Here is a 15,110-nt window from a genome sequence, read left to right as displayed (position 1 = left end):
AATGACCGACGAGAACACTCCGAGCATCCCTGTGGAGGGCGAGGTCGCCCTGCGCGTCGAGCCCGTCGGGCTCGAGACCGAGATGCAGCGCTCGTACCTCGACTACGCGATGTCTGTCATCGTGTCGCGTGCGCTGCCCGACGTGCGGGACGGTCTCAAGCCCGTCCACCGCCGCGTCCTCTACGCCATGTACGACGGCGGCTACCGGCCCGAGAAGGGTTTCTACAAGTGCGCCCGCGTCGTCGGCGACGTCATGGGTACCTACCACCCGCACGGCGACTCCTCGATCTACGACGCGCTGGTCCGTCTCGCGCAGCCGTGGTCGATGCGGATGCCGCTGGTGGACTCCAACGGCAACTTCGGCTCCCCCGGCAACGACCCGGCCGCCGCCATGCGGTACACCGAGTGCAAACTGAAGCCGCTGTCCATGGAGATGGTCCGCGACATCGACGAGGAGACCGTCGATTTCACGGACAACTACGACGGCCGCAACCAGGAGCCGACGGTCCTGCCGGCCCGCTTCCCGAACCTGCTGATCAACGGCTCGGCGGGCATCGCGGTCGGTATGGCCACCAACATCCCGCCGCACAACCTGCGCGAGGTCGCGGCGGGTGCCCAGTGGTACCTGGAGAACCCCGAGGCCTCCCACGAGGAGCTCCTGGACGCGCTGATCGAGCGGATCAAGGGCCCCGACTTCCCGAGCGGCGCCCTGGTCGTGGGCCGCAAGGGCATCGAGGAGGCGTACCGCACGGGCCGTGGCTCCATCACGATGCGCGCGGTCGTCGACGTCGAGGAGATCCAGAACCGCCAGTGCCTGGTGGTCACCGAACTCCCCTACCAGACCAACCCCGACAACCTCGCGCAGAAGATCGCCGACCTGGTCAAGGACGGCAAGATCGGCGGCATCGCGGACGTCCGGGACGAGACCAGCTCCCGTACCGGCCAGCGCCTCGTGATCGTGCTGAAGCGGGACGCGGTCGCCAAGGTCGTCCTGAACAACCTGTACAAGCACACCGACCTGCAGACGAACTTCGGCGCCAACATGCTGGCGCTCGTCGACGGTGTGCCGCGCACCCTCTCCCTGGACGCGTTCATCCGTCACTGGGTGACGCACCAGGTCGAGGTCATCGTCCGCCGGACGAAGTTCCGGCTGCGCAAGGCCGAGGAGCGCGCGCACATCCTGCGTGGCCTCCTGAAGGCCCTGGACGCCATCGACGAGGTCATCGCCCTCATTCGGCGCAGTGACACCGTGGAGATCGCGCGAGAGGGCCTGATGGGCCTCCTGGAGATCGACGAGATCCAGGCGAACGCGATCCTCGAGATGCAGCTCCGCCGGCTCGCCGCCCTGGAGCGTCAGAAGATCATCTCGGAGCACGACGAGCTCCAGGCCAAGATCCGCGAGTACAACGCGATCCTCGCCTCGCCCGTGCGCCAGCGCGGCATCATCAGCGAGGAGCTCGCCGCGATCGTCGAGAAGTTCGGCGACGACCGACGCTCCAAGCTGGTGCCGTTCGACGGTGACATGTCCATCGAGGACCTGATCGCCGAAGAGGACATCGTCGTCACCATCACGCGCGGTGGCTACATCAAGCGGACGAAGACCGAGGACTACCGCTCGCAGAAGCGCGGCGGCAAGGGCGTCCGCGGCGCGAAGCTGAAGCAGGACGACATCGTCGACCACTTCTTCGTGTCGACGACGCACCACTGGCTGCTGTTCTTCACCAACAAGGGCCGCGTCTACCGGGCCAAGGCGTACGAACTTCCGGACGCCGGCCGGGACGCGCGCGGGCAGCACGTCGCCAACCTGCTGGCCTTCCAGCCGGACGAGGCGATCGCCGAGATCCTGGCCATCCGTGACTACGAGGCGGCGCCGTACCTGGTGCTGGCCACGAAGGGCGGACTGGTCAAGAAGACGCCTCTCAAGGATTACGATTCGCCCCGTTCCGGCGGCGTCATCGCGATCAACCTCCGCGAGACGGAGGACGGTTCCGACGACGAACTGATCGGAGCCGAACTCGTCTCGGCCGAGGACGATCTGCTGCTGATCAGCAAGAAGGCCCAGTCGATCAGGTTCACCGCTACGGACGACGCTCTGCGACCGATGGGCCGTGCGACCTCGGGCGTCAAGGGAATGAGTTTCCGCGAGAGCGACCAGCTTCTCTCGATGAATGTTGTTCGACCCGGTACGTTCGTGTTCACTGCCACAGACGGCGGGTACGCGAAGCGCACCAACGTCGACGAGTACCGCGTCCAGGGTCGCGGTGGCCTGGGCATCAAGGCCGCCAAGATCGTCGAGGACCGCGGTTCTCTCGTCGGTGCGCTGGTGGTCGAGGAGACCGACGAGATCCTCGCCATCACGCTGTCCGGCGGTGTGATTCGTACGCGAGTCAACGAGGTCAGGGAGACGGGCCGTGACACCATGGGCGTCCAACTGATCAACCTGGGCAAGCGCGATGCCGTGGTCGGTATCGCTCGTAACGCCGAGGCCGGTCGTGAGGCGGAGGAAGTCGACGGCGGAGACGCTGTCGACGACGTCGCCGAGGGCGTCGAGGCCGTCGGTACGGAAGAGGGCGATCCGTCCTCGGCCGAGTAGCGCGAGGAGTGAGTTCATCGTGAGCGGAGCCACGGGCGCCGGATCGACCGGCACGGAAACGGACGGCGGCCGTGGCCCCGCCATCGAGGGGGACGACTCCCATGACTCTCATGGATCCCAGGGGGGAACTGTGACGGACACCCGAGGCCAGCAGGCCCAGCAGTACGCGGGCGGGCAGGCGGCCCCGGCCGGGGCGACCTCGGCGCCGAGCGCGCCGGGGGCGGGACCGGCAGTGCCGGGTTCGCCGCTGCCGGGCGAGCGGAACGGGCAGCAGCCCGCCCAGCCGTATCACCCGCCGCAGGCGTACCCGGCTCAGGCGCCTTCGGGCGCGGTCCGCCGGCCGCGCACCGGCGCGCGGACCACGCCGCGCACCCGCAAGGCACGACTGCGGGTGGCCAAGGCCGACCCGTGGTCGGTGATGAAGGTCAGCTTCCTGCTCTCCATCGCGCTCGGCATCTGCACGATCGTGGCGGCCGCCGTGCTGTGGATGGTCATGGACGCCATGGGCGTCTTCTCGACCGTCGGCGGCACGATCTCCGAGGCGACGGGCTCGAACGAGTCGAACGGCTTCGACCTGCAGTCGTTCCTCTCGCTGCCCCACGTCCTGATGTTCACGTCGATCATCGCGGTCATCGACGTCGTCCTCGCGACGGCTCTCGCGACCCTCGGCGCGTTCATCTACAACCTCTCCGCCGGCTTCGTCGGCGGTGTCGAGCTGACCCTCGCCGAGGACGAGTGAGGGCCCTCTCAAACGGCCTCTGACTATCGATTTTGGGACTGGCCACGTCGTGCGCTAATCTTCAGAGGTCAGCGCGCGGGACACACACCGCAAAGCGCGGCGGGGCTATAGCTCAGTTGGTTAGAGCGCATCCCTGATAAGGATGAGGCCACAGGTTCAAATCCTGTTAGCCCCACAGCATCAAGACCCCCAACCGGTTCCGGTTGGGGGTCTTTGCGTTGCGCGTACGGGCGTTGTGGCGTGCTGTGCCGGGGCTTCATGGGGGTGCGGACGCCGGTGCCCCTGAGGCTGCTCACGGGCGGCCTGTGGAAGCACGGTCCTGCTGCTGCCGCTGCCCCTGTCACTGCCGTCACCGGGGGCTGCATTGGAGCCCACACCGGACGCTGTGCGGTCGCGGCGCACGGCTTCGTCCTGGTGGGGCGACGCTGCGCTGGGATGCCCGCCATGCGGGGAGACGTGAAAGGCCCGGCAACTCGTGGGAGTCGCCGGGCCTTTGCCCTGGGTGCTTTGTACGCAAGTTCGCCGCTACGTCAGGGAGTCTGCGGGGGCTGCTGTGCGGTGTGAGGTCGGTGGATGGGCGCAGCTGGGAAAGAGAGCAGCACTGACCGGCGCTGAAAGGCGCGGCAAGGTGCTGAGGGTGTTGATAAGAGGCGGTACAGAAGAAGAAGGAGTACGTGAGGCGGGAAGCTGTCGGGGCGCCAGGTTCGAGGAAGGGCCAGGGACGACGCTCAGGCAGGGACGGTGTCCCGTACGCGGTGCTGTCCTTGGTTCCCGCACTCGTTCTCGGACCGGCTCTCGTACGGTGGCGTGCCCCGTACGGTCTCAACCCCGTGCTCGTGGCGCGCTGGTCAGCGCTGGAGGGGCACCGGAGCCCTGAGAGGCGCGATCGGGGCCGCTTCGGTCGCCGCGAGGGCCGCGGGGTCGGAGCAGGCCGTGGGATCGCTCAGGCCTTCCGATCCGGTCAGGCCTTCCACCTCGGCCAGTCCCTCCGCCTCGCTGAGGGCGGCGGTGTCCGTCGCGTCCTCCTCGGCCGGCGCGCGGTGGCGGCAGCTCGGCGAGGAGCCGTGGGCCTCGGCGCGGATCCGTTGCTTCATCGTCGGGGGGAGTGCCCGGCTGAAGGACAGGGTCCAGGGGGAGGCCGCCGGGGCGGTCACGGTGGCCTCGGTGTTGCGGGCCGGGATGGCCTGGGGTACCGCGGCGGCCGCGGTGGTGGTGATGAGTCCGAGCGTCGTGCACAGAGCCAGGAACGCGGTGACGATCGCGGTCCACAGCTTCATGACCTTGTTCTGGGTCATGGCCCCTCACTTTCGGGTCAGGCGATTTGCGTACTTTCCTCATGATGTGTATGCGGACCGCGAAGTGGTGGACCGACGCCCGTGGCGCGTCGATGTTCAGATGAACACCACCCGGATGGCCGCAAGAGACCGGGAAAGTCCCCAGATGCCACCTAAAGTCACTTTCTGTGACATGTGATCACCCTCAGATCGGGGCGGCGAGGTCCGGTCCTACCGCCGTTCTCAGGGCCGGAGTTGAGGGCTGAACCAGGTCACCGATCGGTATCGGTCGGTGTGTATAGTCGGGCGCCAGAAGTCCCCTACGTCAACGAAAGACGAGGTCGCGCGGTGAAGAAGCTTCTCCTGGTCGCACTGGCCGCCATCGGCGGGCTCCTCGTGTACCGCCAGATCCAGGCGGATCGCGCCGAGCAGGATCTGTGGACGGAGGCGACCGACTCCGTGCCTACAGGTTCGTGAGTACCGACAACAGTCTCAGAGCAGACCCCGGCCGCCCTGGTGGTCGGGGTTTTGTGTTGTCCGGGCCCTCTCCGGTTGCCGAAAGGAAGCGGACGGGTCGCCGGGGCAACGGCTGACCGTCGTACGGCCGTTCCCTTTCGGCCGCTCCCCGGGATAGCCGGGGTGCGGCCGTGGCCGAGGGGGCAGGATGGGGCCACGCCAGGGGGCTACGACGAGGGGTGGCGCGTGATGGGGGTGCGCACGGAGAGACGGCGTGCGAGAACGTGGCACGGCAGGGCTTTCACGGTCGTGGCGGCGGTCGCCCTGTGCGGGGCGCTCACCCCCGCCGGCTGGGCCGCGGACGGGACGCCGGGCCCGTACGCCTTCGCCGAGGACGCCACCGCTGTCCGGGGTGCCGAGGGAACCACCGACTCCGCGCGACTTGAGGCGGGCCACACCTACCGGAGCTCCATAGGGCCCTCCGGACGGGGCGGCAGGCTCTACTACCGTCTCGAACTCGACGCCGCGTCCACCGCGTACGTGTCCGCCACGGCCGTCCCCCGGACCGGAGCGAGCGTCTCCTACTCGGACGGTCTCAAGGTCTCCCTGCAGGACGGCAACGGCCGCAACTGTTCCTCCTCCGGCAGTGCCCACTTCGGCGCCACCCAGAGCCCGCACCCCATCGCAGCATGGGCGGCGCGGGAAACGGGAGGCAAGCAGTACGCCTGTCAGACGGCCGGGACGTACTACGTCGTCGTCGAGCGCAGCGGCGCGGGCCCTTCGAAGGCCTCCCCGGGAGCTACGCCGGGAGGTACCGCGGATCCGACGAGCTCGGCCTCGCGGGTGTGGGACCTGGAGATCGGCTACGTGTCGGAGCCGGGTCTGAAGGAGGCGCGCTCCACCACCGCGCCGGAGACCTGGGACTCCGCGACCCCCGAAGCCCTCGCGGGCACTCCGCGGCACCGCGACGGCGGAGCCGGCTTCAGCACCGCGACCACCCTCGGACAGGGCGTCTGGCGGGACGGCATCAACCCCGGACAGACCCGCTTCTACAAGGTTCCGGTCGGCTGGGGGCAGCAGTTCTCCGCCACCGCCGACCTGGGCAGTTCGAGCGGTGGCGACGGTTACGTCGGCACCGCCCTCGCCCTGTCCCTCTACAACCCGGTCCGCGGCTTCGTCGACGACGTCGGCTCCGGATACGACGGAAGGCAGCGGTCCGCCGCGCTCGCCGCCGTTCCTCCGGTCGCCTACGAGAACCGCTACGCGCTCAGCGACCGCGTGAGCGGTATGCGGTTCGCCGGTTCCTACTACCTCGTGGTCCATCTCGCCGAACAGGTCGCCGACCGGTTCGGCGACGGCCCGCTCGGGCTGACCCTGCGGGTCCGTGTGGCCGGAGCGGCGCGGTCAGGGCCTGCCTACGCGGGGCGGCCCCTGCCGCATGACGTGTTCGACGTGGCGGCGGGCGCCGACGGCACAGCGGGTGGTTCGACGGGCACGGGGAACGGCGCAGGCCGCGTCACGACCATGAAACTGCTGGCGGTGGGCGGTATCGGTCTCGGGAGCCTGCTGGTGCTGACGCTCGGAGCGTGGACCGTGGCCGCACGACGGAGGCGGCCGATACGGGCTCCCTGGCCGGTATCGGCGGAGGCGGAGACCGTTCCGGCTCCTCTGCCCGCACCTGAGCCCGCGCCGTGGGACCGCGGCACACCACGGAGCCGGTGACGCGCTCCCTGCGGGGAGAGCTGCTGGCTGACGCGCTCCGCGGGGAGAGCAGCCGACGTTCGTGCCCGGGCTGTCCGAACCGGGTCCGGTCTCAGATCTGACTGAGTGCCCAGAACCCCACCGCGAAGCAGGCCAGTGCCAGGACCAGCATCGGGACGGCGATCTTCGCCGGCGGTCCCGGACGCGGTCGTGCCCGCCTTCCCCGGTGTCCGTGAGCCGCCGCTGCCGGAAGTGAGGCCTGCGGAAGCGGAACCTGGGCGGATCGAGCGGTGTAAGAAGCAGTAGGGGCGTACGCGTGCTGCTGCATCGCGGCGGCTGGAGGCTCGGGGCGGTGGGGGAACGGCGCATGCGGAGTCGGAGTCGGGGTGGGCTCCGATCCCGGGGGAACGGGCTGAACGGCCGCCGGCGGCGGCGACAGCGGTGGCAGCGGGACCGAGGCGGGGGGAGTGGGCGGCTCTGTCGCGCTTCCGGCCTCACGGGCTGGGGACTGAGGGGATGTGTAAGGGGGTTCGGCCTGCGGCCGGGGCAGAGCCTGTGGGGTTGCCTGTTGTCGTCGCGCCGAGTCGGCTACGGCGGTGGGCCTCGGCGGCGGCAAGTGGAAGCTGCCGGTGTCGGACATCGAGGAGTGTGGGGAGGGCGCGTGATCCGATCGCCCCGGACTGTCGACGCCGGACTCCGGGAGGCTTGCCGCGTCCTTGTCGGTCACGTCGTCGGCGGTCCCGTCCGTGGCGACTCCGGCTGGGGGGACCGGGTCCGCATGGGACGAGGGAGCGGTGCCGAGGTCGGTGCCGGGGTCGGCGTCCGTGTGGGCACCCGACAGGAGGCCGCTGTCGCCACCCGGCAGTGAGCCCGTACCGGCATCCGGCTGAGAAGGGGCTCTGTCCGAAGCTCTGTCCGCGTTGCCGCCGGGACTGTTGTCCGAGCCGGGGCCGAGATGCGCCGCCGTGCTGTCCGGGTGCCCGGGGGAGAACAGGGCCGCCGGATTCCCGCCCGGCGGTGCCGACGCCGGACCGTTTCCGAAGGGTCCCTCCGGTCCGAATCCCATCGGCAGCGGACCGAGTTGGTCGAACACCTCGATGAGTTCGTCGTCCGGGCCGGGTTCCGGGAGCAGCTCGGCGGCTGCGGCGAGTGCCTTGCGCGCCCCGGTGGCGGTACGGAAGCGGGCCTGTGGATCCGGCTGGAGGAGGGTCGCCACCACCTGCCACAAAGGCTCGGGTATGCCCCGGGGCGCGGGGGGTGTGCCGTGCTCGGCGAAGTACTCGATCAGCGCCTTGGCGTCCGGCTTGGCGCCTTCCAGGAGGTAGAGGGCGACCAGGCCCACGGCGAACAGGTCCGCGGGGAAGTCGGGCTCGGATCCCAACATCTGCTCGGGGGCGAAGTAACCGGGCGTCCCCACCACGTAGTTGGTCTCGGTGAGCCGGGGCTCACCGAGTCGCATCGCGATGCCGAAGTCGGACAACCGCAACCGCGGCCGGCCGGTGCCGGTGGCTTCGAGGAGCACGTTGGCGGGCTTGATGTCCCGGTGCACGACCCCCTCCGCGTGCACGGCCGCGAGGCCCGCGAGGAGTTGGTCGACCAGCGTGCGGACGAAGACCGGAGGCAGCGGCCCGTAGTCGTTGACCAGGTGCACCAAGGAGCCTCCGGCGACCAGGTCCATGGTGAACAGGACCTTGTCGTCGTCGGCCGCCCAGCTCGCGGGAGCCAGCACGTGCGGATGATCGATCCGCAGCGCCTGCTCCCGTACGAAGCGCAACAGAGCGTGCGCGTCGCTCTGTTGGAGCACCTTGGCGGCGACATAGCGGCGTCGCCGGTGGTCCCAGGCGCGCCAGACGGCGCCGACTCCCCCGCGTCCGATCGGGGCGACCAGTTCGTACCGGCCTGCGAAGACCTCACCCATGGTCGTGCGTCGCTCCCCTTCGGCGGTCGCTCCGGAGACCTCTTCCGAGGTGCCCGGCTGCCTGACGTGCGGCGGCTGGAAGGTCCTGCGGGCCTTCGGTGGCCGGAAGTTCGGCGGCCGGGCGGCCTGCTCAGTTCTGGTGGGACTGGTAGTGCGCGACGGCGTCCGAGGTGCGGCCGGCGCCGTAGACCCGGAGGAACTCTGCCAGTTCCGGATGGGTCGGGGCGAGTGTGTCCGCCGCGTCGATGATGTCTCCCGCGGCGGCGACCGACCGCAGCAGGGACTGGATCTCACGGACCACACGCTTGACCGTCGGGGCGCCCGAACTGGTCGTGGACTGCGTGGTGTTGCTGAGCACCGATCCCCCCTGGGACTTCTTGATCTCGTCCATCCGCTCGGTCGCCTCGGCGGCGCTGACGCTGCCGTCGGCGACCTGGCCCGCCAGATCCTGCAGGAGCTGAACGCGCTGGACCACCGCGGGATTGCCGATCTTGGCCCGCTGGCCGCTCATCAGCTGCGACAGCATCGGAGCGGAGAGGCCCAGTACCCCGGCGAGGCGGGCCTGGTTCAGGCCCAGGTCCTCTATGAGCCTACGGAAGAGCGCCCCCAGCGGCTCCCCGTACCAGTTCCGCTGCAGCTCCCGGGCTCTCGCGGTTGCTTCCTGCTGTGCGGCGTCCATTGCGTCTCCCCATCGCTTCCCCAAGTACCGCGGTTCGCTGTCGCGAACCACGTCGAGCATCTTACGGAGAGTGGTCGTCCACGGGGACCCCCTATCTTTTTGCGAGATACCGGGGGTGACCCGGTACTCTGGTCTGCGGCGCCCGTCGGCAGGTGGTTCCTGTGGCCGGACGCTCCTTTTTCGGGGCCTTAGCTCAGTTGGTAGAGCGCTGTCTTTGCATGGCAGATGTCAGGGGTTCGACTCCCCTAGGCTCCACAACCCGGACCGGCCAGACGCCCTCAGCGGCGGCTGGCCGGTCTTTTGCATGTCCGGCTTTCACCGACCCGCGGGGCGTCGTGAAGCGCCTTCCGGGTGAGGTCCCAGGCTGTGGGGCAGGCCGCCGGTGAACTGCGTCACGCGCATTCTCTTTGCAGTCGTTGCATTTCTTTGCGCAAACATGGCCGGAGGGAGAGGTGCTCGCCGTGACCGTACGGGCCTCGGAGGCGCCCCCTCGGTCGGGTGGGCGGAGTTCGAGCCCCTGTGTGAGCTGGCGTGCAGCAGGTCGCGTAGCCGTGCAGGTGCAGCCCGTCAACAACATCTCCACGGATGCTGCACACGAAGACCGTTGCAAACGTCATCGTGGTCGGGGTGGGTAAACGGAGCCGCGCGAGACCCGGCGGGTGTTCCACGTGAAACATCGCCGCGGGGCAGGAGACCCTCAAGTCTCCTGCCCCGCGGCGATGTTGTGAGTCGGTCGGGCTCAGCGCAGGTCGTCGCGCTCAGCCGCGTCCTCCTGTGCTTCCTTGATCTGTACCTCGGGGTCCAGGTCGGACTGGCCGCTGCCGTCGACCGACGTCAGGCGCCCGGTCTCGGGAACCTCGGTCGCGGCCGGCGGTTCGACCAGCCAGTCGGGGTTGGCCTGCTTGTCCCACCACTTCCAGGCGGCGAAAGCGCCGCCCGCCAGGATCCCCAGAACGGCCAGTCCCTTCACGAGACGGCCGTTCCTGGCCCGCCGTTCGTGCTTGCGGACCAGCTTCTGGATCTCCTTCGCCGATACCTGGCCGCGCAGCGCGGCGATGGCCGCCGCACCGCGGGACGCGGCCTCCTCGCCGACGGGCTGGGCGGCTGCCACCGCCTGCTCGATCTTCGGCTTGGAATAGACGGCGGCCTGGCGGGCCGCCTTCCGGGTGCGCACAGCTGCCTCCTGGGCAGCCTGGTCGACCTTGGGCGGAACGTGCGTGCGGGCCTGCTCAAAGCGCGGCGCGAGATGGGCGTCGTACTGCACGCGGGCCTGCTCGGCGGCCTGCGACACTTTCGGCGCCAGCCGTACGCGTGCTTCGGTCGCGTAGTAAGCAGCCCTGTCCTTGGCGGTGTCGGCGTAAGGCGCCACCACTTCCGCGGCGTGCAGCACGCTGTCCTTCGCCGAGCCGGTCGCGGCGCGCACGCTGTCGATGCGGGTCACGGGTTTCCTCCTCCTCGGTGGCGTACGTCGGGGGTTCGGGTACCCCCAAAGACACACAGTTCACCTTTCCACCCCTACGGGGATCATGCCCGCCTGACAGGGCCGGGGCATGTGAGGACGGGCATCCGGGTCACGGGTGGTTGAGTCCCAGGGCGACGGACCCGCCTCGGTCGGTCAGGTGTCGATCACATGAGATAGCGGAAAAATACGGGCAACGGGAGCTTGTCGTCGACAATGCCACGGATCGCCGCCCCTCGCCCCCGTCCCGGAGGTACTCGGCCTGTTTTCTGCAAGCCCGTTGCGCGGATGCCCGCCCGACGGTGGCGGACGAGCGTCCGGGGTCCCTGTCCGTGCGAGGATCGGTCAGTCAAAAGAAGGCAACGGAAGGCAGATCGTGGCCGAGCAGCTTTACGCCACCCTGAAGACCAACCAAGGCGACATCGAGATCCGGCTCCTGCCGAACCACGCGCCCAAGACGGTCCGGAACTTCGTCGCGCTCGCCAAGGGTGAGCGTGAGTGGGTCAACCCGGAGACGGGTGCGAAGTCGACCGACAAGCTGTACGACGGCACGGTCTTCCACCGGGTGATCAGCGGCTTCATGATCCAGGGCGGCGACCCCCTCGGCAACGGCACCGGTGGCCCCGGCTACCAGTTCGAGGACGAGTTCCACCCGGACCTGTCCTTCAACAAGCCCTACCTGCTCGCCATGGCCAACGCCGGCCCGGGCACCAACGGCTCGCAGTTCTTCATCACCGTCTCCCCGACGGCCTGGCTGACGCGCAAGCACACGATCTTCGGCGAGATCACGGACACGGCCAGCCAGAAGGTCGTGGACACCATCGCAGCCGCCCAGACCAACCCGCGCACCGATCGCCCGGTCAACGACGTCGTCATCGAGTCGGTCGTCGTCGAGACGCGCGAAGGCTGAGCCGGCCGAACCCGAGCCGTCAGGCGCGAGGACTCGGGGCAGGGCAGCCCCGGCTTCGACCGCGCAGGCGGGGAACCAAACGCCCCGTTCATCCGTAAGGATGGACGGGGCGGCGCGTTGTGCGCACGAACCCGTGGTGAGCCTGTGCGAGCCGCCGTACGGAGATGGAGGGGACCCCATGGACCAGCCGCCCGGCAGCCCGCAGGGGCCGCGGGACCAGGGATCGCAGGAAGCCCACGACCTGCCGACCTGCTATCGGCACCCGGAACGCGAGACAGGTGTGCGCTGCACCCGCTGCGAGCGCCCGATCTGCCCCGAGTGCATGGTGAGCGCCTCTGTCGGATTCCAGTGCCCCGATTGCATCCGCGGCGGCTCGGGCACGGGCCACGCGCCCACGGCCACACAGCCCCGGACCATCGCGGGCGGCACGGTCGCCCGGGATCCACGGCTCGTGACCAAGGTGCTGATCGGGCTCAACGTGGCGTTGTTCGCCGTGCAGCTCGCGGTGGGGGATGCCTTCACCGAACGCTTCACCCTCTTCGGGCGCGCGTTCCTCAACGGTGAGATCCAGGGCGTGGCCGAGGGCCAGTGGTACCGGATGCTGACCTCGATGTTCCTGCACGAGCCCAGCAACTTCATGCACATCGTCTTCAACATGCTCAGCCTGTGGTGGCTCGGCGGGCCTCTGGAGGCGGCCCTGGGCCGCGCCCGCTATCTCGCCCTCTACTTCATCTCGGGTCTGGCGGGCAGTGCCCTCTGCTATCTGCTCGCCGCGCCCAACCAGCCGTCGCTCGGCGCCTCGGGCGCGATCTTCGGCCTGTTCGGGGCCACGGCGGTTCTGATGCGCCGGCTCAACTACGACATGCGACCGGTGATCGCCCTCCTGGTGATCAACCTGATCTTCACCTTCGGCTGGAGCGGTATCGCCTGGCAGGCGCACATCGGTGGTCTGGTCGCCGGCGTGGTGGTCGGATACGCGATGGTGCACGCGCCGCGCGAGCGGAGGAACCTCGTCCAGTACGGGGTGTGCGCGCTCTTCCTGGTGGTCGTCGTGGGGACGACCCTGCTCAGGACCGCTCAGCTCACCTGAGGACGCCCTCGGCTCAGGTGAGGAGTGATGTTGTCCACAGACCGTGGCGGATCTTGTGCACGCTGTGCGGGAACAACTGTGCCCCCTGTCACTGACCTGAGTTTCCGCAGGTAGGACAGGGGGCGAACAGGTTTCCGGATCCCGGTAGGTCAGTCACACCGGCGTCAACCGCTGATGAGTTATCCACAGATCGTCTTTCTTTTCCACCTGTGGAAAACTGCTGTGGATAACTCAGTGGATAGCCGTGGGCAGAGCTGGTGCCCGACTGCTCACCTGTGCGTGGAAGCAGTCACTTCCACTGCGTGGAGACACCGAATCCGGCTGCGATGAAGCCGAAACCGACCACGATGTTCCAGTTGTCGAGCGCGTCGATCGGCAGGGATCCGTCTGTCACGTAGAAGACGACGATCCAGGCGAGGCCGATGAGGAACATGGCCAGCATGACCGGGGCGACCCAGGTGTTGCTGGTCAGCTTGATGGTGGACGCCTGCTTCGCCGGGGGCGGCGTGTAGTCGGCCTTCTTGCGGATACGTGACTTCGGCACGAGGGTCTCTCCTGTCGATGCGCTGCGTGGCCGCGCAGGGAACTGGGGCGGGCTCCGGGGCAGCGTACAAGGGGACACTGAGTGCTCCCCCGGGCGTCCGTTAGCGTAGTGCTTCCGCGGCGCCTAAGGAGATAAGGGTACGTTGAGCAATTCTGCCGACTCCCCCGGGACGGGTCCCAGTCCTGCCGGAAAGCGCCGTTTCCGGCCTGTACGCGTACTCACGGCGGCCGTCTTCGCCCTGGCCGGGCTCATCTTCTTCACGAGCTTCGACACGGCCAAGGGCACGAACATCCGCACGGACACCTCCCTGCTGAAGCTGTCCGACCTGATCCAGGAGCGCAGTCACAAGAACGCGACCCTGGACGAGTCCAACGGCACCCTGCGCGACGACGTGGATTCCCTCGCCGGCCGTGAGGACGGCAGCAGTGAGGCCGAGGACGCCAAGCTCGCCGCCCTGGAGCAGCACGCCGGCACCAAGAAGCTCAAGGGCAAGGCCGTCACGGTCACGCTCAACGACGCTCCGCCGAACGCAACGGCCAAGCTGCCCGGCTATCCCGAGCCGCAGCCGGACTACCTGGTCATCCACCAGCAGGACCTCCAGGCCGTGGTGAACGCCCTGTGGCAGGGCGGCGCCGAGGGCATCAAGGTCATGGACCAGCGGCTGATCTCCACGAGCGCCGTGCGCTGCGTGGGCAACACCCTGATCCTCCAGGGCCGCGTCTACTCGCCGCCGTACAAGATCACCGCGATCGGTGATCCGAAGAAGCTGCAGGACGCGCTCGCCGCTTCCCCGGCGATCCAGAACTACATGGTCTACGTCAACGTCTACGGGCTCGGCTGGAAAGTCGCGGAGGACGGGACGGTGACTCTTCCCGGCTACTCGGGCACAGTGGATCTCCACTACGCGAAGCCCGTGGAGTAACCGCACGCCGTCGCGGAGCAGTGGGCGAAGCCTGTTGAGCGAGCTGCCGCCAGGGGGACCTTGTGTCGGTACGAGTGGTCGTCAGGACCATCAGTGAGCTGTGCATCACCGTGGGCAGTGTGATCGTGCTCTTCGTGGTCTACGTGCTCTTCTGGACCGGCGTGAAGGCCGACAGCGCGATGGACCACCAGATCGACGTCCTGCAGAAACAGTGGTCGAAGGGCGCGGTCACCCCGAAACCGGCCTCCACCGGGGATCCCTCGGCCTCCCCGGCCCCCTCCGGCTCCGCCGGTTCCTCGGGCGCCCAGGCCGGGGCCGTGACCCCGAAAGAGCCCGGCCCGTACAAGTACGGCGGGCCCTTCGCGGTCATGTACATCCCCCGGCTTGGTTTCACGTGGAACAAGCCCGTGCTCGAAGGCACCGCCACCGACGTCCTGAAGAAGGGGCTCGGCCACTATCGGGGCACCGCCCAGCTCGGCCAGGAAGGCAACTTCTCCGTCGCGGGCCACCGGCGCACGTACGGCGATCCCTTCAAGGACTTTCCGCGGCTGCGGCGCGGAGACGCGGTGGTGCTCACCGACGGGACGACCTGGTTCACGTATCGGATCGACAAAGGCCCCTACAAAACCGTGCCGTCGGACATTGAGGTGATCGACCCTGTGCCACGTAAATCCGGGTACACGCGGCCGGGGCGCTATCTCACGCTGACCACGTGCGATCCGGAGTGGGGTCACAGTCACCGGTTGATCGTCTGGGCGCACCTCGATTCCACACAGCCTGTGGAGGCAGGGAAACCGGGGGCTCTGCGCCGTTAGTCTGTTGACG

13 protein-coding genes and 2 tRNA genes are annotated in these 15,110 nt (G+C 68.6%); 10 read left to right on the top strand and 5 right to left on the bottom strand.

Annotated features, from left to right (window positions below; translation table 11 throughout):
* Position 1: 1 nt before the first annotated feature.
* From gyrA to OG406_RS20325, 3 genes are all read left to right on the top strand, one after another.
* Positions 2 to 2,593, top strand: a complete 2,592-nt coding sequence (gene gyrA, locus OG406_RS20335) for a DNA gyrase subunit A (protein ID WP_164372714.1) — start codon at positions 2 to 4, stop codon at positions 2,591 to 2,593.
* A gap of 19 nt (positions 2,594 to 2,612) precedes the next feature.
* The gene (locus OG406_RS20330; RefSeq protein WP_164372715.1) at positions 2,613 to 3,332 is read left to right on the top strand and encodes a DUF3566 domain-containing protein; all 720 of its coding nucleotides are present in this window, start codon (positions 2,613 to 2,615) and stop codon (positions 3,330 to 3,332) included.
* 101 nt (positions 3,333 to 3,433) lie between these two features.
* Positions 3,434 to 3,507 (top strand) — tRNA-Ile (locus OG406_RS20325).
* 673 nt (positions 3,508 to 4,180) lie between these two features.
* Here the strand turns inward: OG406_RS20325 and OG406_RS20320 are convergent.
* Complete coding sequence (locus OG406_RS20320) at positions 4,181 to 4,627, bottom strand: DUF6344 domain-containing protein (protein ID WP_329187050.1); 447 nt, start codon at positions 4,625 to 4,627, stop codon at positions 4,181 to 4,183.
* A gap of 327 nt (positions 4,628 to 4,954) precedes the next feature.
* Between OG406_RS20320 and OG406_RS20315 the strand changes: the two genes are divergently transcribed.
* Positions 4,955 to 5,083, top strand: coding sequence for a DLW-39 family protein (locus OG406_RS20315; RefSeq protein WP_003999697.1), 129 nt, complete (start codon positions 4,955 to 4,957; stop codon positions 5,081 to 5,083).
* 288 nt (positions 5,084 to 5,371) lie between these two features.
* Positions 5,372 to 6,784, top strand: coding sequence for a hypothetical protein (locus OG406_RS20310; protein WP_329187048.1), 1,413 nt, complete (start codon positions 5,372 to 5,374; stop codon positions 6,782 to 6,784).
* A gap of 91 nt (positions 6,785 to 6,875) precedes the next feature.
* On the opposite strand, the gene OG406_RS20305 is transcribed toward OG406_RS20310, so the two are convergent.
* Positions 6,876 to 8,681 carry a protein kinase domain-containing protein gene (locus OG406_RS20305; RefSeq protein WP_329187046.1) on the bottom strand — a complete coding sequence of 602 codons (1,806 nt, stop codon included), beginning with the start codon at positions 8,679 to 8,681 and terminating at the stop codon, positions 6,876 to 6,878.
* Positions 8,682 to 8,811: 130 nt separating this feature from the next.
* The gene (locus tag OG406_RS20300) at positions 8,812 to 9,360 is read right to left on the bottom strand and encodes a helix-turn-helix domain-containing protein (protein WP_037689714.1); all 549 of its coding nucleotides are present in this window, start codon (positions 9,358 to 9,360) and stop codon (positions 8,812 to 8,814) included.
* 182 nt (positions 9,361 to 9,542) lie between these two features.
* Here OG406_RS20300 and OG406_RS20295 point away from each other — a divergent pair.
* Positions 9,543 to 9,615: transfer RNA gene (locus tag OG406_RS20295), tRNA-Ala, on the top strand.
* Positions 9,616 to 10,099: 484 nt separating this feature from the next.
* Here OG406_RS20295 and OG406_RS20290 read toward each other — a convergent pair.
* Entirely contained in the window at positions 10,100 to 10,801 is a 702-nt protein-coding gene (locus tag OG406_RS20290; RefSeq protein ID WP_164372720.1) for a DUF5324 family protein, read from the bottom strand.
* Between the two features lie 394 nt (positions 10,802 to 11,195).
* On the opposite strand from OG406_RS20290, the gene OG406_RS20285 reads away from it, so the two are divergent.
* A complete protein-coding gene (locus tag OG406_RS20285) occupies positions 11,196 to 11,729 on the top strand; it encodes a peptidylprolyl isomerase (RefSeq protein ID WP_329187044.1) in 534 nt (177 codons plus the stop codon).
* Between the two features lie 178 nt (positions 11,730 to 11,907).
* Entirely contained in the window at positions 11,908 to 12,819 is a 912-nt protein-coding gene (locus tag OG406_RS20280; protein WP_266615127.1) for a rhomboid family intramembrane serine protease, read from the top strand.
* 289 nt (positions 12,820 to 13,108) lie between these two features.
* On the opposite strand, the gene crgA is transcribed toward OG406_RS20280, so the two are convergent.
* Positions 13,109 to 13,363: a cell division protein CrgA gene (crgA, locus tag OG406_RS20275; RefSeq protein ID WP_081218355.1), complete on the bottom strand. Its 255-nt coding sequence runs from the start codon at positions 13,361 to 13,363 to the stop codon at positions 13,109 to 13,111.
* Between the two features lie 142 nt (positions 13,364 to 13,505).
* Here crgA and OG406_RS20270 point away from each other — a divergent pair, with 142 nt between their 5' ends.
* Both OG406_RS20270 and OG406_RS20265 read left to right on the top strand, forming a co-directional pair.
* Positions 13,506 to 14,285, top strand: coding sequence for a DUF881 domain-containing protein (locus OG406_RS20270; RefSeq protein ID WP_081218356.1), 780 nt, complete (start codon positions 13,506 to 13,508; stop codon positions 14,283 to 14,285).
* 62 nt (positions 14,286 to 14,347) lie between these two features.
* Positions 14,348 to 15,100 (top strand): class E sortase, encoded by a 753-nt coding sequence (locus OG406_RS20265; protein WP_267051344.1) that lies wholly within the window; start codon positions 14,348 to 14,350, stop codon positions 15,098 to 15,100.
* Positions 15,101 to 15,110 lie beyond the last annotated feature (10 nt).

It is taken from the genome of Streptomyces sp. NBC_01428, assembly GCF_036231965.1.
Lineage (GTDB): Bacteria > Actinomycetota > Actinomycetes > Streptomycetales > Streptomycetaceae > Streptomyces.
The sequence above is the reverse complement of the archived record's forward strand: the minus strand, read 5'-3'. Positions and strand labels throughout refer to the sequence as shown.